The following is a 21,934-nucleotide window of genomic DNA, read 5'->3' on the forward strand; positions in this document are numbered from 1 at the left end:
GTTCGCTCACCGTTTGCCTGCCGGACTCGTTTCAGCGGCGGGCCCGGTAGTGAAAGCGCGTCTTGCTGATACGGCCCTGATTCATGAAGTGCGCCAACACGGCGTCGGGCGGGCAGTGGAAGGGGTTCTCCGGCGGGTTGAGCAGAGCAATCTCCCAGATGACGACCTCGCGGCTGGCCACCACGTTCAGCAGCTTGTGCCGTACGCCGGCGGACACATCACGATCAAACGCGGGGGGTAGGTGATCGATGCCCGTGCGTTTGCCCGTCGGCAAGATTACATCCGCCTGCGGTGACCACCAGTCAGACAATACCGAGGTAAGTTCACCGCGATACCCGGATTCTATGGTCTCCTTGGCGAGTCTGCGGTGCCTTGCGTGCAGGGTTGCAACGTCGTCGTGCACCTGCTCGGCCGAGTTCAGCAGGGCATTGACCAGCTTGGTGCGTGCCTGGTTGAGTCTGCTGCGCACGGTGCCGACCGGTGTGGCGCAGAGTGCCGCGATGTCTTCGTACGATGTGACGTCGGTGAAGTAACGCAAGATCGTTACCAGCCGCAGAGTGGGGGACAAGCCCTCCAGCGCGCTCCAGACCCAGTCCCGCAACGCATGCTGGTCGAGAACCTCCGCCGGGTCCGGCGGTGTTGGGTTTGACCGGTCCGCCTCAAAGGGTTCGCTTACTTCGGGCATGGGAATGGCCGACATCTTGCGCAGCTGGGCCCGGCACACATTGCGCACCACCATCCGTAGCCACGCACCGACCGCGTCCGGATCCCTAATGTCGCCTATCCGGCGAACCGCAATGAGCACCGCCTCCTGCACAGCGTCTTCGGCATCCTGGCTGTGACCGAGCAAAGCCAGCGCGACAGCATGCATACCTGCTCGATGTCTGGCAAGGAGCAGGCCTAGACAACTGGCATCGCCCGCCTGTGCTGCGTGCAGCAGTTCGGAGTCCTGCGGCACTCCAACCACCCCATGTTTTTTACCCATTCATTAATAATAACCTCAGGCCCTTTTGATCCCAAATGTCCGACCTTCGGGCCTGGTGCGGCATCCTGAACCGGAGCATCACCGCCCAAAGCGGCAAGCGCTGCTCAACACATTCGAGCCACGGGTTGAAGCCGGCGGTGGTACGGGAGGTCCGCGTGTGTGGTGGTATATGGACGGCCACTCGGTGACTTGGTTTTGAGGCTATGCGGTCCTACCTTGGTCGTGGGTTGGGCGGGCCGGGTTAAGGTCCAGATACGGGTCTGCTGCACGATCAGATGACATCTTGACCTGCCCCACGGTTTGGGTTCCAGCTGCGTTGGCTAACCGGCGGCGGGGATGGTGTCTTGTTCGGAGAGTAGTTCGTACTCGATCGGGGTGCGGTAGCCCAGTGCTGAGTGGCGTCGCTGTCGGTTGTGGAAGACCTCGATGTACTCGAAGATCGCGTTCGCCAACTCGACCCGGGTCTCCCGCCGTTTGCGGTTCAGCAGCTCGATCTGCATCGAGGACCAGAACGACTCCATCATCGCGTTGTCCAGGCCGTCTCCGACCGTGCCGAACGATGGCAGGAGCCCGGCGGAGCGGATCCTTTCCCCGAAGACCCACGAGGTGAACTGGGTGCCGTGATCGGCGTGCACTATCGCGCCTGGTTCGGGGCGCCGGTTGCGCAGGGCCATGCCTAACGCGTTGACCACGAGGGCGGAGTCCTGTCTGGAGTCGATTGACCAGCCCACGATCTTGCGACTGAACGCGTCCAGGACCGCCGCACAGTACACCCATCCTTCTCTCGTTCGGTGTTGCGTGATGTCGGTGACCCACAGCTCGTTGGGTCGCAGCCGATGGAATTTCCGGTTGACCAGGTCATCGGCGGTGACGACACCCCGAAGGCGCCTGATCCGCACCGGTCCGGGCAGTCCGTAGATCCCGGCCTGTGTCATCAGCACCGACACGGTCCTCGAGCACACCTGGATGCCCATGCCCAGGGTGAGCTCGGCGTGGACGCGACGGTAGCCGTAGGTGCCGCGTGAGGCGACGTGGACCTCCCGGATCAGCCCGGTCAGCCACTCCCGTCGCAGCTGTCGCGGTGTGGTCGGGGCGCGCTTGTGTTTGTAGTAGTTCTGCCGGGCAACCCCGAGGATCCGGCAGCATCGGTCGACCGGTGCCCCGGCATCGACGAGACGGTCGATCACCGGGTAGAGCCTTTTGGGGCCGGCTTGTCCTCGCCGAGGAACTTCGCGGCCTTGCGGACGATCTCGAGCTCGGTTTCCAGCTCGCGGATTCGTCGCCGCGCTGCGCGCAGCTCTGCGGACTCCGCCGAGACCCTGCCGGGGCGCCGGTCGTTGTCGATGTCGTCCTGGCGCAACCACTTCGACAACGTGACCGGATGGATGCCGAGGTCAACGGCGGTCTGCTTCTGTTCTTTTCCTGCCCGCACCAACGCGATGGCGCGGGCGTGGAACTCAGTGGGGTAGGCGCGGGGCATGTCCGGCAGCCTTTCGTGAAGGCCGTCAGTTAGCCAGCAGAACTGGAACCTGAGAGGTGGGGCAGGTCAACCTGTCACCCAAACCTGCACCAGACCCAACTGCGGGTCGGTGGAAAGCTTGAAGGCATCCTGCAGGTGCGGCTTGAGGTCGAACCGCTTCCAGATTCGTCCGATGGTGGACTTCGACAGTCCGGTACGGACAGCCATAGAAGCGCACAACCAGTCTGTTCTCAGCGGTCGGGCGACGGCGATCCCCAAGTCTGCGGACGGCCCCGCGGAGGACCTGCGTGCCTACAAGATCGCCAAGGATCCCGCAGTCAAGGCACGCACCCAGACGATCAACCAGCTCAAGGCCGTCCTCGTCACCGCCCCCAGCGAACTGCGCGAGCGGTTATCGCCGCTTCGCAACCCCAGGCTCATCGCCGCCTGCGCCGACCTGAAGGATTCGCCATCCTCGGGAGCCATCGTCTACACCCTGCGGCTCCTGAGCCGCCGAATCCAGAACCTCACCGCTGAGGTCCGCGATCTCACTGGACGCATGACCGCCACGCTCCAATCGCACACGCCAAAGCTGCTGGAGATCAAGGGGGTCGGACCGGACAGTGCGGCTGCCCTGCTGGTGGCCGCAGGCGACAACCCGGAACGTTTCTCCAGCGAGGCATCATTCGCAGCTCTCTGCGGCGTCAGCCCGGTCGAGAGGTCCTCGGGGAAGACCCACCGCCGGCGACTCAATCGCGGAGGCGACCGACAGGCCAACGCAGCGCTCTATCGGATCACGCAAAGCCGCCTTCGATGGGACCCACGCACCCAGGCCTACCTCGAACGTCGCACTCGTGACGGCAGGAGCCGCCGCGAGATAATCCGCTGCCTCAAGCTCAAGCGCTACATCGCTCGCGAGATCTACCACCACCTTCAATCAACCGTCCCACGCAACGCAGCTGGACCGGCAGCGATTTGACAGACCATAGGGGCATCAACCCGCAGGAGCGGCTGAACAAGGAAATCCGCCGCCGCACCGACGCCGTCGGCATCTTCCCCGACCGCACCGCACTCATCCGCCTCGTCGGCGCGGTCCTGGCCCAGCAGAACGACGAGTGGACCGAGGCCCGCCGCTACATGGGCCGCGAGCTCCTCACCAAGACCCGCCTCCACCCGATCGAGTCAGAAACCAACGAGCCCGACCTGCCCACCCAACTCACCGCATAGCCTCAAAACGAGATCACCGAGTGGCCGTCGATACACCACTCCCGCGGACGTGACCCACATAGCGACCGGTTACGGCAGAAGGCCACGGTCAGAGCTATTGCCGCTGAGCTGGGTCGCAGCCCGTCCACCATCAGCCGGGGGTACGGCGCAACGGCATCCCGCTGGATGGTGACGCCTCACGCTGGGCCTACCGGCCCTACGCGGCCCAGGGCCGTGCCGAGGCAACGCAGGCCACCGCTGGACGCGGAAAAGATCAGCCGAAGCCCACTGTCTGCTGGATGCTACCTGGTGAACGTCAACCAGTACGCGGTAGCGCGACGTCAGCGGAACGCTATGACTTCACCGCCCGCGCCACCGCTGAAAACGAGTCAGGCAAACGACAACGGTGAGCGGATCGAACTTTCATAGGCTCGCACCGCATCTTGCGGGTATGACACCAACAACCGCACTTTCGTGCGCCGGACGCCGTACGGGAGCTGCCGTCGGTGAGGCGGGGACCGTTATCGTCGACGGTGCGTTGTGAGCGACGGCCAGAACTTGCACGGGAACTGGGTACCGTGTGTCGTGGCGCTCCTCATTGAGTGGGTGTCGGCCACGCCGGACGCAGCGGCCTACCGCTGCCCCGTGCCGCCGGCCGAGGCCTCACCGGTTCGGGCTCATTGAGCTGGGGACAGGTTGCCGATCGAGTGCTTGCCGTGTGCCGGCGGGCTGATCGGACTGGGTGTACAGCCCATGGAGTGGGTCGCGTTCGCCTGCGGCACCCGCGTCGATTGGATCCTCGCCGACCGCGGTGGGATGTGCGCGGGCGCCATGGTGTATCCGTCGACCAACGCGGATGCGGCCGCGTACGCCCCCCTGACTCCCGGAGCCGTGTGCTGTTTGCGAGGGATGCCGTCCAGCAGGCCAAGGCGCGTGCGTGCTGGGACGAACTGCTCAACCTTGCCCCTGTCGTGGTGATCGACGCCGAGGACGCGCGGCCCGCCGAGGCCGATCCGGGGACGGGGTGCTCCCGCTCCGACTCGGTCATTCGACAAGTCGCTCTTTTTATACACGGAAGGAAATTTCATGCATCGTCTCAGACGAGGCAGACGCTCTCTGTGGTCAGTGCCCTTGGTGCTGCTGGCGTGCGTCATTCTTCAGGTGACAAGCCTGCCGGAACTCACCACGACGGCGGTGGCGTCTGACGCCCTGCCCCCTGCCGTTCCTCCGGCACCGAAGCCGAAAATGGTTGAGACGACGGTGGACGTCAGCAAGTACGCGTCCAAGGCTGCTGCGCTGGAAGCCTACTGGACCCCAGCAAGGATGAAAGAAGCCAAGAGCCTCGACCGGCGCACCACCGACAAGATCACGCGTCCCGAAGCACCGACCGCGAAGAAGACTGCTAAAGCGTCAGTCGCCAGGCGTCCACCCACGTCGCAGCAGAACAAGGTCGGCAGGATATTCGCGCAAATCGAGGGTACCGAAGGAGACACGAAATGCACCGGTTTCTCGGTACCACCCGCACCCGGCCAAAGCGGAGTCGTGGAAACCGCTGGCCACTGCGTACTGGGTGATAGCGGGGATAAATTCACGAACGTCATATTTGTTCCCGCGTGGGACCCTGGTGATCCGGTAGACCAGACCCCCTACGGAATCTTTCCGTTGAGCCGCTCCGTCACTACCTACAACCCCAAAGAACCCGCGGACCCGGCAACCGACTGGGGTTTTTACGAGGCTGAACCGAACGAGGAAGGACGACTCCTCTCCGCGACTGTGGGAAGCATTCCATTCTGGAAAGCGGACAACGTGAGCAAGTCGGGCGAGCCTTTCCAAGCCACCGGTTTGTACTACGACGATGGTAAATCAAGTATGTGCGAAGCCTGGACGCAGCGGATCAAGCTTAACGATGATCCTTCGGACGATAGGTTTGAGGACTCCTTTTGGACTTACGATTGTCCCATTCCCGGCGGAGCCAGTGGCGGTGCGTTGCTCGTCGAACCCACTGGAGATTGCCGTGAGGATGAACCTGGCGCGATTGGCATCCTGACCCATTCGGATGACCCCGGCACGGTCCCTCATCTAACTTTGGGGCCTCTCCATAGCGACGCGGTGGTAAGAGGTTACTTCGAGATCACGGATCACGATTACAGCGGTACGTGCGGTTTGCCGCCTGCGATTGTGTCGATGGGGGACAGTTATATTTCGGGTGAGGGTGGTCGTTGGGCAGGGAACGCTGCGACTTCGGCGGCGGGGTCGGCATGGGGTACCGACCGGGCGACTGTGAATTGCAATGGTGATGAGTCCGTGTGTGAGCACGATCCGTCGCGGGTGTACGGCGACACCGGGTATGACAAGGGCGCGCAGGCGTGCGACCGGTCGGATTCGGCTGAAATTTTGGGTGTGGAGACTCCTGATGTGCCGGTGGAGCGGCGGTTCAATATCGCTTGTTCGGGTGCGACGACGGACAATGTGACTTCGACGGGCTTCAAGGGGCAGCGGCCGCAGATCGATGATCTGCGTGATATTGCCAAGAAGAACAAGGTACGGACGGTCGTGTTGTCGATTGGCGGCAACGATCTTAAGTTCTCCGAGCTTCTTCAGGACTGTGTCAAGGCTTATTTCCTTCCGTCCGTGTTCAACAAGGGCTGTCGCGGGAGCATGGAGAAGGAGTTCTCCGAGAGACTCGACCCGGTCCAGGCCAAGGTTGTGAACACAGTCGAGGCTATCCAGGGCGTGCTGCGGAAGGCTGGTCAGGAGGACGGCAGTTATCAGATCGTGCTGCAATCCTATCCGAACCCTCTGCCACTGGCTCGTGACTTCCGAGATCCGGAGAATGCGCCTCTCCCGCCGGCTAATTACAGCCGGTATCTGAAGGGCGGATGTCCCTTCTTGGACGCGGACGCCGATTGGGCGCACACCTCCGTGGTGCCACGGATCAGTGCGATGCTGGAGCGTGCCGCGGACGAAGCTGAGGTCTCCTTCCTGGACCTGCAGGAAGCCTTCGCCGGGCATGAACTGTGCAGTTCGACGACGCGGCAGGCCGACTCGTCCCACACGCTCGCCTCCCCGCTGAAGGCTAAGGACGCCGAGTGGGTGCGGTGGGTCCCCTACCTGGTCGAGGACCTCAAAGATGCGCCGTGGCAGGTTCAGGGGAACCAGCAGGAGGCGATTCACCCAAACCACTACGGCCAGCTCGCCCTGTCGGCCTGCTTGACCAAGATCCTGCAAAAGCTCGGTACCTCCCCGGGGGACTCCGTCTGTGTCAGCAGGCCGTCCAGCTCTCCCGGTTCCGTCGATGACACCGTCAACCACAACGCGGACCTGAGCAAAGGCAACCGTCGTGGCCCCGTGGCGGGGCTCCCGGATTGGAGCCGGGCCGGATTCCGGGGCGGGGAGAACCTGCCGAGTGCGACTTCCTACACCTCCGATCCGGCCTGCAACCTCACCCCGTCCGCACTTGAACAGCAGTTCAACGTGAAGCCCAACGACGGACGCGACGACACGGCGGGGCTGCAGGGTGCCATCGACCGCATCCGCGAGAAGTGCACGCCTGACGCCTCGCCCGGCAAGCTGTCGGTAATCAACCTGCCCAAGGGCGTTCTCAACGTCAGTAAGCAGTTGGGGGTGGACGCCTCCTATCTGGTGATCCGGGGACAGGGGTCGGATCCGGGGAACGGTTCACGGGTCGTCTTCCGTCCTGACGAGAACACTCGATACGACACGCTGACGGCCAAGAATGAGCGTTGGGCCCAGGAGTTCATGGAGTGGACGTGCGCCTCGGCTGAGGTGTCGACCCCGCTGGTGGGTAGCGGCGGCTGGATCTGGCCGGGACGCGGGCTGTTCCGGGTGCAGACCCGGGAACCCGCTGAAAGGTACATCGAACGATGCGGTTTCCCCAGCAAGGTCCCGGAGAACCGCCGTGATCTGTTCGAGGGGTCGATCAATCAGCACTGGGACTCGGGTGTCACCGTGGCCGGAACCGCGGCCGACGCCAACTATGCCGCCCGCCAGGGCGACCGGGTCATCCAGTTGAACACGAAGGCGAAGATGGACGCCTTCAAGGCGGGGGGCTACCTGTGGGTCGGGGCGGCCAACAGTCTCAAGTTCTACCAGTCCCAGGGAGTGGACGTGGTGAAGGCGGACGATCCCCGCATGGAAAACCTGCACATGCGACAGCAGGTGTTCACCATCTCCTCGGTCGACTCCTCCCGCCGCACCATCACGATCGACAAGCCACTGGAGTTCGATCTCCCGGTCGATTCCACGTCCGACGGCTCCCCGCCGCTGGGAGTGGGGACCGCCAAGCCCTACACCAGCAAGGTCACCCCACTGAAGATGATCACCGACGTGGGCTTCGAAGATTTCTCCTTCACCCAGGACATCAACGGTCTGCCCAAACTCACCGGCGGCACCTACCAGTTCAGCCCGTCCCAGGCAGTACACAACTACGGCAACATGGCACCCGAGTACGCCATGCACGGTGTCGTCTTCAAGTGGGCCGCCAACTCCTGGATGCGCGGCGTCCGCGCCGACATGGTCGGCTCGCATCCGGTCGTCACCGAAGTGGCCAAGAACATCCAGGTCGAACACAGCGTCTTCGACGGTTCCTGGAACAAGGGCAAGGGCGGCAACGGCTACCTGCGCGGCTCCCGCGTCTGGGACTCGGTCTACGCCTACAACGCCAGCCGCAACCTGCGGCACTTCACCTTCCAGTGGGCCGCTTCCGGCAACGTCGCCATCGGCAACGACTTCGACTCCGACCTGAACCTCCACGGCGGCTGGGAACGACACAACCTGTTCGAGAACAACACCGTGCGCGTGCCCTACAACCACTCCTCCGGCGAGTGCGAGACCAACTGCGGAGGTGAAGGCGGAGCCGGCGACAAGGGCACCTGGTGGCCCATCTACTGGACCGCCGGTACCAAGGGCATCAGCTGGTCTGGATCCAGTGGCCCCCAGAACGTCTTCTTCCGTAACACCCTCACCAAACAGACCAGCAAAGACGGCCCCTACGAGCCCTACGCCACCTACATCGACCCCAACCGCATATTCCAGTTCGGCTCCGCCGAAGCCAACCCCGCCACCTTCCAACACCTCACCATCGGCAGTACCCCGCTCTTCGACTGGGGCGGCGCCGAGAACATCAGCTTCCTCGGCGGACACGGTGTCAACGGCAACAGACGAGACCCCGCACCCTCCCTCTTCCTCAAGCACTACCGCCCATAACCCCCATCCCACCCTCTGAAGGCACCGCGCCCGTTCCCGACGAGCCCCACACCACCGGGAACGGGCGCGGCGCGCTCCCCGGGACTGCCCAACTACCGGTTGATCCGGTATGCGGACGATTTCGTCATTCTGGTGTCGGGCACCCGAGCCCACACCGAGGCACTGCTTCCAGAAGCGGCAGAAGTCCTCTCCACCGTCGGCCTGCGGCTCTCGGAGGAGAAGACACTGATCACGCAGATTGACAAGGGCCTCGACTTCCTCGGCTGGCGTATCCAGCGTCACCAGAAGCGGGGAACCGACCGACAGTACGTCTATAACTACCCGGCCAAGGAAGGCACTTCGGTCCATCAAGGCCAAAACGAAGGCGCTCTGCCGGATGAACGTCAGCCTGCCGCTGGCAGCCCTGCTGCACCGGCTCAACCAGGTGCTGCGGGGGGTTGGACCGCCTACTTCCGTCCCGGGGTGTCGGCCCGGTCCTTCCAATACCTGCGCATGATCGTCTGGCGCCAGGTCTTTGGATGGCTTCGGCGCAAACACCTCGGCACCGGGTGGAAGGAGCTCCGCCGCCGCTACTGCGGTGGCGGATGGTGGCCGCATGACGGGGACGTCGTCCTGTTCAACCCGGCTCGGTCCTCACTACGCAATACCGGCCTCGGGGGACGACCATTCCGTCGCCCTGGCCCAGCACGATCTGAGGAAAGCACCTGCTCAAGGGCTTGTGGAGAGCCGGATGCAGGGCCAACTCGCACGTCCGGTTCGGGAGGGCGGCGTGGAGAAACGGGCTGGGAGTAATCCCAGTACCGCGCTCCGCGCCGACCCACCACGACGTCGCCCTGGTCGACGACAGCGGCCAGTTACTCGCCAAGGGGCATATCACCGACGACGCCACAGGCTACAAAATCTGCCTGAACCTGCTGGTCGAGTACGGCGACAGCGAGGAGAACCCGATCCCGGTCGCGATCGAAACCTCCCGCGGCCTGCTCGTGTCAGTGCTGCGGACCGGCAAGCGGCAGGGGTTCGCGATCAACCCGATGGCCGCCGCCCGCTACCGCGACCGCCACTCGGTCTCGCGCAAGAAGTCCGACCCCGGCGACACCCTGGTGCTCGCAAACATCCTGCGCACCGACATGCACGCCCACCGGCCTCTGCCACAGGACAGCGACCTCGGCCGGGCCATGTCCGTCCGGTTGCGTCCAGGGAAGTGGTGTACGGGGGTTCGACCTGATCCGGGGGTTTGCTCCGGCGTTGGGATGAGGCCGCATAGATGAACGGCCACCGGCTGATCTTTGTCGAAGCCCGAAGGAGATCAGCACGATGACCGCACCTGACAGTCTGCCCCTGCACGCCCTCGCCGAGGACAACCTCGCTGCGGCGAGTCCCGATCTGCTGCGCGCGATGGTCAAGACGTTCGCCGACGCGCTCATGTGTCGGCAACGGCTGAATGCGAGACCACTTCCAACGGATGAATTGTGGCCCTCCTGGGCGGTCTGACTCGTTGAGTCAGGCCGGGAGGATGGGTGATCAGCGTGGAGGACTGGGCGGAGATCCGCCGGTCGCACCGGGCCGAGGAGATGCCGATCCGGGCGATCGCACGGAAGCTGGGGATCTCCAGGACGACGGTGCGGCGGGCGGTGGCCAGTGACCGGCCGCCGAAATACGAGCGGGCCCCGAAAGGGGTCGGTCGTGGACGCGGTCGAGCCGAAGATCCGGCAACTGCTGGAGGTCTGGCCGGACATGCCGGCCACGGTGGTGGCCGAACGGATCGGTTGGGACCGCGGGCTGACGGTCCTGCGTGAGCGGGTGCGCGAACTGCGATCCGACTACCTCCCGGCGGATCCGGCCTCCAGAACCGTCTATGAGCCCGGTGAGCTGGTCCAGTGCGATCTGTGGTTCCCGCCGGCGGAGATCCCGCTCGGGTTCGGGCAGACGGCGAGCCCGCCGGTGCTGGTGATGGTGGCCGGCTACTCGCCTGGATCATGGCGAGGATGCTGCCGAGCAAGGCCGCGGCCGATCTGATCGCCGGGCACTGGCGGCTGCTGACCGGGCTCGGGGCAGTGCCGAGGGCTCTGGTCTGGGACAACGAGGCCGCGGTCGGTTCCTGGCGGGGCGGCCATCCCCAACTGACCGAGGACTTCGCCGCGTTCGCAGGTCTTCTGGGCATCCGCAACATCCAGTGCCGTCCCGGCGATCCGGCGGCCAAGGGCCTGGTCGAGCGGGCCAACGGCTATCTGGAAACGTCGTTCTTGCCGGGCCGGGTATTCGCCTCGCCGACCGACTTCAACATTCAGCTGGCCGACTGGCTCACCAAGGCCAACCGGCGCATCCACCGCACGTTGCAAACCCGCCCCTCCGAGCGGGTCGAGGCGGACAGGGCCCGCATGCTGCCGCTGCTGCCGCCGGTCGATCCGCCGGGCTGGTGGCGCACATCGCTCAGGCTGCCGCGCGACCACTACGTCCGCATCGACACCAACGACTACTCGGTCCACCCGCTCGCGATCGGCCGTCGCATCGAGGTCAAGGCCGACCTGGACCAGGTCCTTGCCTTCTGCGAGGACACCGAGGTCGCCCGGCATGCCCGCTGCTGGGCCCGCCACCAGTCGATCACCGACCCCACCCACGCGGCTGCCGCGAAAGCCGGCCGTGAACGGGCCCGGCACCGGCCCGTCCCAGTCGACCAACTCGACGTCGAACAGCGGCCGTTGGACACCTACGACCAGATCTTCGGCGTCATCGACGGCGGCCTGACCACCGGGGAGGGAGTCGCCTGATGGCCACCAAACAAGCGGCGAACGGCCGGGATGCCTCTCCCCCGAACTCGTCTATCCCACGAAGGCGTTGAAAGCCCCCGCGTTGCGGGACGCGGCCGCCCGGCTGGCTGAACGGGCCCGCGACGAGGGCTGGAGCCACGAGGAGTATCTGGCCGCCTGCCTGCAGCGGGAGGTCGCCGCCCGCGGCTCCCACGGCGCTGAGGGCCGCATCCGCGCGGCCCGCTTCCCCTCCCGCAAGTCGCTGGAGGACTTCGACTTCGACCACCAGCGGTCCGTCAAGCGGGAGGCGATCGCCCACCTGGGGACGCTGGACTTCGTCGTCGGGAAGGAGAACGTGATCTTCCTGGGGCCGCCCGGCACCGGCAAGACCCACCTCGCCACCGGCCTCGGCATCCGGGCCTGCCAGGCCGGCCACCGCGTCGCCTTCGCCACCGCCGCCCAGTGGGTCGCCCGCCTCGCCGAAGCCCACCAGGCCGACCGGCTCAACGACGAGCTCACCAGACTCGGGCGGATCCCTCTGATCATCGTGGACGAGGTCGGCTACATCCCCTTCGAACCCGAGGCCGCCAACCTGTTCTTCCAGTTCATCTCCGGCCGCTACGAACGCGCCTCGGTGATCGTGACCAGCAACAAACCCTTCGGCAAAGCGCACATGTTCCGGCGAACCTGTGCCAGGCGGCGGCTGAACAGCACGGGTTCAAATGGGAGAGGTAGCTCATCGAGCTGGACGTATCCTTCGTGCCGTGACGGCGATATATGTGCTAGACGGCAGCCAGGTGAGGACGCTGGAAGACTTTTGGCGACTCATGGGCGAGGCGGTCAATGGCCCTGGAGGCTACTTCGGCAAGAACCTCGACGCCTTCGCTGACTGCCTCAGTGGCGGCTTCGGACAGCCCGACGATGATGACTACGTTGTTGAATGGCGTGACCACCAGGCGTCTCGCGAGTATCTGGGCTATCCGGAGACGGCTCGCCAGCTGGAGATCCGCCTCTCACGGTGCCATCCCACGAACCGCCCTGCTGTCAGCGCGGATCTGGCTGCGGCGCATACAGAGCACGGGCCGACCGTCTTCGACTGGCTGATCACGATCTTCGAGGATCGTGCCCCTGGCGTCCTGCGGCTTCAGTAACCATCATTGCCAGGTCTTCACCGCTCCGGCAACGGCCCTCATCGACGTGGTCTGCGAGATAGATCATAGTGGCTTCGGGGTCCATGCCGAACGCGGCGGCGACGAGCTTGGGATCCATGGTGTTGACCAGGTCAAGCAGTCGAGTGCAGCGGATCATGCGGGGCGGGAAGCCGCAGGCGTCAAGGACGTGGCTGACATAGGGGGTGGAGGCGGGTCCCCGGCCGGACTTCGTCTGGCGGGTGACCATGACGTGGGGATTATCGGTCCGCTGGGCTTCGCGGTGAGCCAGACAGCGTTCCAGCACGGCCCATAACGCCGGGTCCAGGGGAACAGGATGCGGACGGTCGCCGAGCCGGGTAGTCCGGGCGTGAGGGTCGAGGTCAGAGGTCTGCAGCATCTTGACCTCGCGGCTCGATGCGCCATGCAACAGCGCGAGCATGCCCAGCAGGGCCTCGTGCGGGTGGACGGCCGGATCGGTGGTCCAGCGACGGAAGAGGACGCGTTGCTGGTCGAGTGTCAGCGTCGCTCCGGTGAAGCCGCTCGGTCCTCGGGAGGTCAGACCCCGGGTGGGATCCACCAGCACGATCTTCCGGGAACGCGCGAAACGGAAGAACTGCCCGAGCACGACCAGCCGACGTTTCCGGGCCTTGGGCGAGCCGGCGAGGAAGGCTTCGACGTCGTGGACATCGGTCACGCCCAGTCCTGCTTGCCGCGTTCGCCGGCGAGGAAGCGGGCGAGGTCACGCATGATGGCCAGTGCCGTCTCGATGGTTCCATCGCTGCGAGGTCGTGTTCCGGCACGGCGGGCTCTCTCGCGCGAGCGCATCATGAAGTCGGCGAATGCGTCGACCGTTGGCCTCAGGGTCTCGGGGACTGCATCGATGCGGCGCTGTCGGCGGCCGGCGGCGAGCCGTTCGGCCTGATCGGTGGCCATGGCCATGCCGTGACCGGTGAAGAAGGTTTCCAGTGCGCGGGCGAGGGAGCCCATCGAGCGTCCGGAACGACGGGAGCGTTCGAGCAGAGCCTGCGGGTGGTTGGGCTGCCCGTCCAGGAGAAGTCGCCCCAGGGAGCTGATCATCGTGCAGGCGCGGCTGACGCAGTACTTGGCGGCGAGATCGGCCGCGAAGTCCCGCAGCCAGTCCGGGGGTTCACCGAGTTCGGCGATCAGGTTCTCCGCTCGGACGAAGGGCCGGTCGGGATGGCGCTGCCAGCAGGCTGAGCACAGACCCAGCCCGGCATGCCGCCGCACGCGGCCGCATTCGCGGCAGGGCCGGGGCGGCTGCTTGGTCTGGCGGGGACGCGAGCAGTGCCCGCACCATCCGGTGTCCTCGCGCAGATAGCCGGGCCGACCGCACCGAGGACAGGGCGCCTTGGCGGTTTCGCGTTCAGCCGTGCGCGAGCAGTCCCGGCACAACGTCGCTGTCTTGTCTCTCACCGGATGGCCGCAGGCGGTGCACACGCGTGAGCAGGTGATACACCGGCCGGTGTCCTCCTGGAGGACGCGCTGCTGGCCGCAGCGGGGGCACCCGGCCCTGGCCGCCGCTTCCTTCTGCCGGGCCGTGCAGCGACAGCAGTACTGCCGGTCGATGAAGCCGACCGGGGCCCCGAAGCCGACGCAGTCGCTCTGTTTGACGCCCACGATGCCACCCGGGTCAGAGCGGCGGCATCGAACGGCCGTGGGCGGAGGCCGCCTTGGGCAGGTCAGCGACTGGCCGCGGTGGGGCGGCAGGGCGATCGACGGGGGTGGTGTCGACCTCGAACAGGTCGTTGGGAGTGCATTCCAGCGCGGTGCACAACGCGATCAGAGTGGACATCTTCACCTGGGAGGGCTCCTTGGTGAACAGCGCGGACACCGATGCGGAGGACATCGGCAGGCCGGCACGTTCGGCCAGGAGCCGCTGCAGCTGGGTGCCGGTCCAGACCTCACGCTGGGCGGCGGCCATCCGCAGACGCCATCGGATCTTCATGCGGGGCTGCCCTCCTCGGCCGAGAGTTCGCCCAGCGTGGTGGTCACCGCGCGGCGATAGGCGTCCTCGATGAACGTCGCGGACGGCCGGACGTATCTCATGGTCGAGCCGACCGTCCAGTGACCGAGGAGTTGCTGGATCGCCACGAGGTCCACACCGCGTTCGTAGTTGTGGGTCGCGCAGGCCCGCCGCAGGGCATGCGGGCTGAACCGGTCGGCGGCAGGGCGTCCTTCGAGTTCCATCAGATAGCGCAGGCGGTTGCGGATCGTCCCGCGGTGCAGGCTGCCGCCGGACTCATCCGCGAACAGCACCGGCGAGTTGGGGAACTTGCCCCGCACATCGTCGAGGAACCAGCGCAGGACGAGATCCAGGCCGTCCAGCATGGGCACCCAGCGCGGCCGCGGGCCGGAGGTGCGAGCGCCGTTGCCGAATCGCACATGGAGCTTTCCGAACGGGCCCCGCGAGAAGTGGACGTCGGGACGGTCCAGCAGGGACGCCTCTTCCGAGCGCAGGCCGGCGTGATAGAGGGTCCGGAACATGGCATAGTCCCGGGCCGCGGGCCCGTACTTGCGGGCGGTGGCGATCCGGGCCTTGAGGAAGTCGAAGAACTCCGCCACCCGTTCTGGGGTCGGCGGCGGCAGTTGAGCCGGCGAGTCGTCCCCGACATGCCGCGCGGCGTTGAACTCGTCCACCGGGCAGACCAGACGGACACCGAACCCCGCTTCGATCTCAACGGACTTGCGAACCTGCAGGAACCGGTGAAAGCCCTTGAAGATCTGCACATACTCGCGCCGGGTCGATGCCGCCCGCCCGGCGAGGGCCAGGTCGCCGACGACCCGGTCGATGTCCTCCGGGGTGACGTCCCATGCGGGCCGACCCAGCGCGTTCAGCGTCCGTTCCAGCAGGCCAATGTCGTTCTCGACCGTCACCGGGCTGAACCCGCGGGCCCGCCACGAGGCGACGAACGCCTCGACACACTCGGCCTGAAACTCCCACGGATCGGCAGTCACCGGCTCCAGCAGGACGGCACCACCCTCGATCACCCGCAACTGGGATGTCACCGGCACACCTTCCTCGCACCTCACCGATCAAGGCAGCACCTGGAAAATCCGAGCACCACCATGAAGACCAACGAGGACCGCAGGAGATGGATACGGGCCGGTGGCAGCAGCGATCCTCGAAAAGGAACATGTGCCAGCCCCAGATCGCTGGGGCGAGGTCTTCGGCGACGACACCGTCGCCGCCGCGATGATCGACCGCCTCGTCCACCACGCCGAGGTCATCTCACTCAAGGGCGACAGCTACCGCATGCGCGGCCGCGACCTCGGCCGGGTTCCCGCGGCCAACACCGGGGAATGACCAACATCAACTGACAGCGCGAGGACCACTTTTCATTCGGTGCAAACGGTCCACGATTCAGCCGTTACCGACATACGGCGGGCAGCGCGAGAAATCAGCACACCCGAGAGCCTTCAGGGCTTGCTTGAGCCGAGATGCCCGGAAAGCGGGCACGTCCGGTTCTGAGGGGCCCTGGTGCAGCAATGCACCGGGGCTACCCGACAAGCGTATCGGGTCGTACCCCTGTGTCCGCATCGAGGGCGACGGCCGGTCGGTGGTCTCCCAGGCCGGGCCCGTGCTGCTGGTGGAAACGGCCCGCAAGACCGGCCTGGATGCGGCGACATCAGCAGCGCTGGCACCGTGGCGCAAGCCGCGGGCCGTGCACGATCCGGGCAAGATCCTGCTGGACGTGGCGCTCGCGGTCGCCCTCGGCGGGGACTGCCTGGCCGATGTCGCGATGCTTCGGGCCGAGCCGGCCGTGTTCGGGCCGGTCGCCTCCGATCCGACCGTCTCCCGGCTCATCGACACACTCGCCGCGGGCGGGAAGCGGGCACTGACGGCGATCCGGACCGCGCGAGCCGAAGTCCGCGAAGCAGTCTGGAAGTTGGCTGGCAGCTCGGCACCGGACGCCGACGGACAGGTGATCGTGGACCTGGACGGGGTGCTGGTCATCGCGCACTCCGACAAGCAAGACGCCGCCGCGACCTGGAAGAAGACCTACGGCCACCACCCGCTGATGGGCTTCGTCGACCACGGACGGGGCGGATCGGGGGAACCGGTGGTGGGCCTGCTGCGGCCCGGGAACGCAGGCTCCAATACCGCTGCGGACCACATCGAGGCTGCGAAAGTGGCCCTGGCCCAGCTACCCAAGCAGTACCGGCGCGGACGCAAGACGCTGATCCGTTGTGACTCCGGCGGTGGCACGCATGAGTTTGTGGCCTGGCTCGCGGCGCGTGGGAGGTGGCTGTCGTACTCGGTCGGTATGACCATCACCGACGCCATCCACCAGGCCGTCTTGAAGGTCCCCGCGTCGGCGTGGACCCCGGCCGTCGAGCCAGACGGCGAGGTCCGTGACGGCGCCTGGGTCGCCGAACTCGACGCCGGCAGCGACTGCCTCAAGGGCTGGCCCACGGGGATGCGGTTGATCGTCCGCAAGGAACGCCCGCACCCGGGCGCCCAGCTGCGCTTCACCGACGCTGACGGGATGCGTTTGACCTGCTTCGCCACCAACACCACCGGCCAGAAGATTGCGGAGCTGGAGCTGCGGCACCGCCAGCGGGCCCGCGCCGAGGACCGCATCCGCGTCGCCCGGGCCACCGGCCTGCGCAACCTGCCCCTCCATGACGCCGCGCAGAACCAGATCTGGCTGGAGATCGTCCAGACCGCTCTCGACCTGCTCGCCTGGATGCCAATGCTCGCCCTCACCGGATCCGCCCGGCTCTGGGAACCCCGCCGCCTGCGGCTGCGGCTCTTCTCCGCCGCCGCCCAACTCGTCACCACCGGCCGCCGCCGCATCCTCCGCCTGGCCCGGCACTGGCCCTGGACCCAGGTGATCACAGATGCCCTCAACCGGCTACAAGCCCTGCCGAACCCCGGCTGACCAGCACCGTTTCCCGTCCCTACGAACCACACCACCACACCGGAGCGTGGAAGCCGGCGCCCACCCGACGCGACAGCCGGGTCACCAACCTGCCCACCCGCAGAAATCCTCGTCTCGAACAAACGGAAGGGCCCGTCAGCAAGCTGACGGGCCCTCATGCAAGATCGAGGCTAGATCGATATAACTCCCCGACGGCGCGGCCGGACTTTCTCCAACTCACCTACTGGGGATTCAATCCATCGCGATTCAGGTTACCAGGCGATAGGCGCGATAATGGCCTTCCAGTACACCCAGCCATCCCAAGCGGTTGCGATGCTGACTACAGCGGCGCCGTTGTTAGCACCTACTAGCCAGCTGGGGCTATTCGTGGGCATTTTACTCGCTTCTTGGGTCCAGCCCCCGATGACGTCTTTGCTAGCTGTACTTACTCGCACAAAGGCGCTGGTCCCCTGCCCTCTTTCAGTGGCGGCAAGCACGAGCACCCCACCATGCACAACAACCGCTGGACCCATATCGGTGAAGACGTCTTGAACCGCCCGATTCGGCACTTGAGGCGTATCCCATATGTTTTGTCCCGCCGCAGTCCAGGTATAAGCCGGACGGTTTTGCACGTTCCGGAAGGCCACGAAAAATCTGTTGGAAACCTTGTCGTAGGCTACTGCGGGTGAGCTTTTCGTCTGACGCTGGATATTATTCCCTGTTGTGAGCGGGGTGCCATAACGCTGGCTTCCGTCGCGCCATGAGTAAACTATCTGATCGTCTTGGCCTTGCCCCTTCCACATCAGCATCACCCCCTGCTTTCCGTCACTTGCCGCAGCAGGTGAAAGATTGGGATTCGTTCGCGCGTTCGGAACCGCACTCCACGAGCCCCACCATGCCCGGTTATCTCCCCACCCTGTTGCCTCGTATATCTGACCGTTAGTGCCTGTGTGGTACAGGACGAAACGTACACCGTCCCACACGACACGAGGACCTGCCTGCGTAGTAGCCGAGTTGCTTATTGCAATGGGGCTTCCGTTATTAAATGAGAGCCAAATACCGTCGTTGTCGTAACCTCGCCACACTGTGACGAAATTACCTGCAGTATCGCCCGCTTGAGAGACGGGCCCGTTTGCCCTCAGCGGCTGGCCCCCAACCATTTCATTGGCGTAGTTGATGTACTCGCCAGGCTGACTGGAGGCTGCTTGGGCGGCCCCAGGGGAAATGACCACTATGCTGATCGCAAGTGCACTCAAGAGCGTCGGCACCCAGAGCCTTCCTCGCGAGACGAGATGCTTCATAAAATATTCGAACCTCCGAGCGCCTTTGTTTTGTGGGCACAGTAGAAGAAACAGCTAAAACTGCAGGCCGGCAGGATCCCAACTCATCGGGGAATCCATATGGACCGGGAGTCGACGGTATTCTGACCGCACCTGATCGGAAAATTCCGCCAAAAATTGGCTGATACTTGCCCGATCCTCGTGGTCCTCGCTATCCAAGCTCTGGCGATTCACCTTTGCCGTCTGGGCTGCACGGTTCCGCGTTGAGGTGATTGAGCCGCGGAATCAGAGCTCCGGCAGGCTTATGGTCATCCCGTACAACCGGGTGGTCTGCATGTCGCTCTGGTTGTCGTCCGTAACCATCAGGACCTTGATTCGGCCGTCCGGAGTGGTCTCTTGACTCCAACGTCCGGCTGAGTACGCTCGCCGAGGTCATCGACCATCTCGACGTAAGCGGGCAGACCGGATCATCGACGGTGCGGATTGTCAGACGAGTTCGGCCTTCTCCAGCGCTGAGCAGCAGGTGCCGACCATGAGGCGGGTGACGGTGTAGGGGTCGACGTTGGCGTTGGGGCGCCGGTCCTCGATGTAGCCCTTCTTGTCGACCTCGACCTGCCAGGGGATGCGGACGGAGGCGCCGCGGTTGGACACGCCGTAGCTGTACTCGCTCCACGGGGCGGTCTCGTGGGCGCCGGTCAGGCGGGCCTCGACATCGGCACCGTAGCTGCGGATGTGCTCGGCCGGCTTGTCGTCGCGGCCCAGGGCCTCGCAGGCCTCGATGATCGCGTCGTAGCCCTCGCGCATGGCCTTAGTGGAGAAGTTGGTGTGGGCGCCGGCGCCGTTCCAGTCACCCTTGGCCGGCTTGGGGTCCAGCGTCGCGGAGATCCCGAAGTCCTCGGCGGTGCGGTAGAGCAGCCAGCGCGCGACCCACAGCTGGTCGGCGACCTCCAGCGGGGACAGCGGGCCGACCTGGAACTCCCACTGGCCGGGCATAACCTCAGCGTTGATACCGGAGATGCCCAGGCCCGCAGCGAGGCAGTTGTCGAGGTGCGCCTCGACGATCTCCCGGCCGAAGATCTCGTCCGCGCCGACACCGCAGTAATAGCCACCCTGCGGGGCCGGGTAGCCCGTCTCGGGGAAGCCCAGCGGACGTGAGCCCTGGAAGAAGGTGTACTCCTGCTCGATGCCGAACAGCGGCTCCTGGCCGGCGAAGCGCTCGGCGACCGGGCGCAGCAGTGCGCGGGTGTTGGAGGCGTGCGGGGTCCCGTCGATGTCGTAGACCTCGCACAGCACCAGCAGGTTGTCCCCACCGCGGATCGGGTCCGGGTAGGTGGCGACCGGCTTGAGCACGCGGTCCGAGCTGTGTCCCTCGGCCTGGTTGGTGCTGGAGCCGTCGAAGCCCCACACACCGGGCTCCGCGCCGTCGGCGAGGATCTTGGTCTTCGAGCGCAGCTTGGCGGTCAGCTCGGTGCCGTCGATCCAGATGTATTCAGCCTTGAAAGCCACTTTCGCTTCTTTCCGTGAGTTGAGCCTGCGCTGAGGCAGGACGTTAGTGATGAAGGCAGTGCGAGATTCGGGGGACGGCCTGTGCCCCGCCGGTCTGTCATGTCCGCGAACCGGTCCCCGTATATGTCGTGTGGTCAGTAGGATGTGCCGGGTGCCGGTGAGTGCTGGATTTCCTTGACGGTCGTGAGTTCGTAGGCGTTTTCTGCGTGGAGGAACAGGTCGATGCCGGCGACTTCGTGATGTCGGGGGACGCGGAAGCCGACGGTGAGGTCGATGACCTTGGCCAGCAGCCATGAGGCCGCCAGAGAGTAGGCGGCTACGGCGAGCGCTCCAACGGCCTGCCGGCCCAGTTGTGCGGGGCCAGCGCCCGCGATCAGGCCGTCAGCGGTGTCGAAGAGGCCGATCAGGAGGGTGCCGACGATGCCGCCGACCGCGTGGACGCCCACTACGTCCAGGGAGTCGTCGTAGCCGAGGCGGTCCTTCAAGCTGACCGCCCACGCGCACACCACACCGGCGATGGCGCCGATGGCGATCGCGCCCCAAATGCCAACAGCAGCGCAGGCGGGGGTGATGGCGACCAGGCCGGCGACGGCGCCGCAGGCCGCGCCGAGTGAGGTGAAGCTGCCCTGACGCAAGCGTTCCCATGCCAGCCAGCCGAGCATGGCGGCGCCGGTAGCGACCTGGGTGTTGAGGAGGGCGATGCTGGCTGTGCCGTTCGCGGCCAGAGCCGATCCGGCGTTGAACCCAAACCAACCAAACCAAAGCAGCCCGGAGCCGAGCATCACGAGCGGCAGGCTGTGCGGGCGCATGGGCTCCTTCTTGAACCCGACGCGTTTGCCCAGCACCAGGAGCGCGCCCAGCGCCGCCATGCCGGCGTTGATGTGCACGGCGGTGCCTCCGGCGAAGTCTTTCACGCCAAGCTTGTATATCCAGCCGTCGGACTGCCACACCCAGTGCGCGACCGGGAAGTAGACCAGGCTCACCCACAGGGCGATGAACAACATCCAGGCGCCGAACTTGGCCCGGTCCGCGATCGCGCCGCTGATCAGCGCCGGCGTGATGACCGCGAACATCAACTGAAAGACGGCGAAGGCGAACACCGGGATGGTGCCGGTCAAGCTCTCTCCGGAGATGCCGTTCATTCCTGCCAGACCAAGGTCGCCGACGAGTCCGGCGCCGGTGTCGTCACCGAAGGTCAGGGAGTAGCCGTAGGCCACCCACAACACACTGACGACGCCGAGGCTGATGAAGCTCATCAGCAGCATGTTCAGCACGCTCTTGACCCTGACCATGCCTCCGTAGAAGAAGGCCAGGCCGGGCGTCATCAGCATCACCAGGGCGGCGCTGATCAGGACGAACGATGTGTCGCCCGAATCGAAGCCCGTCGGCATCGAAATCACTCCTTGTGTTGCGGAAAGCCGCCGTAAACCGGCGGATTGAGCACATGTCTTGTGCGGGGCCTCTGGGCTCAGAGGAGGTTTTCCCTGTGGT

General features: G+C 65.4%; 13 protein-coding genes and 9 pseudogenes. 12 read left to right on the forward strand and 10 right to left on the reverse strand.

The features are described 5' to 3' along the window. Window positions 1-31 precede the first annotated feature (31 nt). The 3 genes and pseudogenes from ACSHXN_RS44780 to ACSHXN_RS44790 all read right to left on the reverse strand — a co-directional run. Window positions 32-985, reverse strand: a complete 954-nt coding sequence (locus tag ACSHXN_RS44780) for an RNA polymerase sigma factor (RefSeq protein ID WP_438306709.1) — start codon at window positions 983-985, stop codon at window positions 32-34. 320 nt (window positions 986-1,305) lie between these two features. Further along, window positions 1,306-2,465: pseudogene (locus ACSHXN_RS44785) on the reverse strand (IS3 family transposase). A gap of 102 nt (window positions 2,466-2,567) precedes the next feature. Continuing rightward, window positions 2,568-2,693: pseudogene (locus ACSHXN_RS44790) on the reverse strand (IS630 family transposase); the annotation flags it as partial. On the opposite strand from ACSHXN_RS44790, the pseudogene ACSHXN_RS44795 reads away from it, so the two are divergent. The 10 genes and pseudogenes from ACSHXN_RS44795 to ACSHXN_RS44840 all read left to right on the forward strand — a co-directional run. Next, window positions 2,674-3,423, forward strand: a pseudogene (locus ACSHXN_RS44795) (transposase); the annotation flags it as partial. The pseudogenes ACSHXN_RS44790 and ACSHXN_RS44795 overlap by 20 nt on opposite strands. A gap of 17 nt (window positions 3,424-3,440) precedes the next feature. Continuing rightward, window positions 3,441-3,671: pseudogene (locus ACSHXN_RS44800) on the forward strand (transposase); the annotation flags it as partial. Window positions 3,672-3,731: 60 nt separating this feature from the next. Next, a pseudogene (locus ACSHXN_RS44805) lies at window positions 3,732-3,937 on the forward strand (helix-turn-helix domain-containing protein); the annotation flags it as partial. Between the two features lie 847 nt (window positions 3,938-4,784). Next, a complete protein-coding gene (locus ACSHXN_RS44810) occupies window positions 4,785-8,876 on the forward strand; it encodes a hypothetical protein (protein WP_438306886.1) in 4,092 nt (1,363 codons plus the stop codon). Window positions 8,877-9,368: 492 nt separating this feature from the next. Continuing rightward, window positions 9,369-9,668, forward strand: a complete 300-nt coding sequence (locus ACSHXN_RS44815) for a hypothetical protein (protein ID WP_438306887.1) — start codon at window positions 9,369-9,371, stop codon at window positions 9,666-9,668. Next, a pseudogene (locus tag ACSHXN_RS44820) lies at window positions 9,668-10,069 on the forward strand (IS110 family transposase); the annotation flags it as partial. The gene ACSHXN_RS44815 and the pseudogene ACSHXN_RS44820, both read left to right, overlap by 1 nt. A gap of 121 nt (window positions 10,070-10,190) precedes the next feature. After that, complete coding sequence (locus tag ACSHXN_RS44825) at window positions 10,191-10,367, forward strand: hypothetical protein (protein WP_438306904.1); 177 nt, start codon at window positions 10,191-10,193, stop codon at window positions 10,365-10,367. Between the two features lie 26 nt (window positions 10,368-10,393). Next, window positions 10,394-11,644 (forward strand): annotated as a pseudogene (gene istA / locus ACSHXN_RS44830) (IS21 family transposase). Further along, window positions 11,644-12,290 (forward strand): annotated as a pseudogene (istB, locus tag ACSHXN_RS44835) (IS21-like element helper ATPase IstB); the annotation flags it as partial. The pseudogenes istA and istB, both read left to right, overlap by 1 nt. 97 nt (window positions 12,291-12,387) lie before the next feature. Then, window positions 12,388-12,774 carry a barstar family protein gene (locus ACSHXN_RS44840; RefSeq protein ID WP_438306710.1) on the forward strand — a complete coding sequence of 129 codons (387 nt, stop codon included), beginning with the start codon at window positions 12,388-12,390 and terminating at the stop codon, window positions 12,772-12,774. Here the strand turns inward: ACSHXN_RS44840 and ACSHXN_RS44845 are convergent. The 4 genes from ACSHXN_RS44845 to ACSHXN_RS44860 all read right to left on the reverse strand — a co-directional run bounded on the left by ACSHXN_RS44845 (window position 12,728) and on the right by ACSHXN_RS44860 (window position 15,801). Further along, window positions 12,728-13,468 carry a hypothetical protein gene (locus ACSHXN_RS44845; RefSeq protein ID WP_438306711.1) on the reverse strand — a complete coding sequence of 247 codons (741 nt, stop codon included), beginning with the start codon at window positions 13,466-13,468 and terminating at the stop codon, window positions 12,728-12,730. The two genes, ACSHXN_RS44840 and ACSHXN_RS44845, sit on opposite strands and share 47 nt — an antisense overlap. After that, on the reverse strand, window positions 13,465-14,022 hold the full coding sequence (locus ACSHXN_RS44850) for a hypothetical protein (RefSeq protein ID WP_438306712.1): 558 nt from the start codon (window positions 14,020-14,022) through the stop codon (window positions 13,465-13,467). Before ACSHXN_RS44850 ends, ACSHXN_RS44845 begins: the two co-directional genes overlap by 4 nt. A gap of 403 nt (window positions 14,023-14,425) precedes the next feature. Then, window positions 14,426-14,740: a helix-turn-helix domain-containing protein gene (locus ACSHXN_RS44855; protein WP_438306713.1), complete on the reverse strand. Its 315-nt coding sequence runs from the start codon at window positions 14,738-14,740 to the stop codon at window positions 14,426-14,428. Next, window positions 14,737-15,801 (reverse strand): tyrosine-type recombinase/integrase, encoded by a 1,065-nt coding sequence (locus ACSHXN_RS44860; protein ID WP_438306714.1) that lies wholly within the window; start codon window positions 15,799-15,801, stop codon window positions 14,737-14,739. Before ACSHXN_RS44860 ends, ACSHXN_RS44855 begins: the two co-directional genes overlap by 4 nt. A gap of 145 nt (window positions 15,802-15,946) precedes the next feature. Here ACSHXN_RS44860 and ACSHXN_RS44865 point away from each other — a divergent pair. Both ACSHXN_RS44865 and ACSHXN_RS44870 read left to right on the forward strand, forming a co-directional pair. After that, window positions 15,947-16,099: pseudogene (locus ACSHXN_RS44865) on the forward strand (ATP-binding protein); the annotation flags it as partial. Between the two features lie 208 nt (window positions 16,100-16,307). Beyond that, window positions 16,308-17,678 carry an IS1380 family transposase gene (locus ACSHXN_RS44870; protein ID WP_438306888.1) on the forward strand — a complete coding sequence of 457 codons (1,371 nt, stop codon included), beginning with the start codon at window positions 16,308-16,310 and terminating at the stop codon, window positions 17,676-17,678. A gap of 251 nt (window positions 17,679-17,929) precedes the next feature. Here ACSHXN_RS44870 and ACSHXN_RS44875 read toward each other — a convergent pair whose 3' ends face one another. The 3 genes from ACSHXN_RS44875 to ACSHXN_RS44885 form a co-directional block, all read right to left on the reverse strand. Then, window positions 17,930-18,958, reverse strand: a complete 1,029-nt coding sequence (locus ACSHXN_RS44875; protein WP_438306715.1) for a hypothetical protein — start codon at window positions 18,956-18,958, stop codon at window positions 17,930-17,932. A 465-nt stretch (window positions 18,959-19,423) separates the two neighbouring features. Then, entirely contained in the window at window positions 19,424-20,443 is a 1,020-nt protein-coding gene (gene glnII / locus ACSHXN_RS44880) for a glutamine synthetase (RefSeq protein WP_438306716.1), read from the reverse strand. A gap of 134 nt (window positions 20,444-20,577) precedes the next feature. Beyond that, window positions 20,578-21,834: an ammonium transporter gene (locus ACSHXN_RS44885; protein WP_438306717.1), complete on the reverse strand. Its 1,257-nt coding sequence runs from the start codon at window positions 21,832-21,834 to the stop codon at window positions 20,578-20,580. Between the last annotated feature and the right edge of the window lie 100 nt (window positions 21,835-21,934).

It is taken from the genome of Streptomyces sp. HUAS TT11 (assembly GCF_051553595.1).
Taxonomy (GTDB): Bacteria; Actinomycetota; Actinomycetes; order Streptomycetales; family Streptomycetaceae; genus Streptomyces.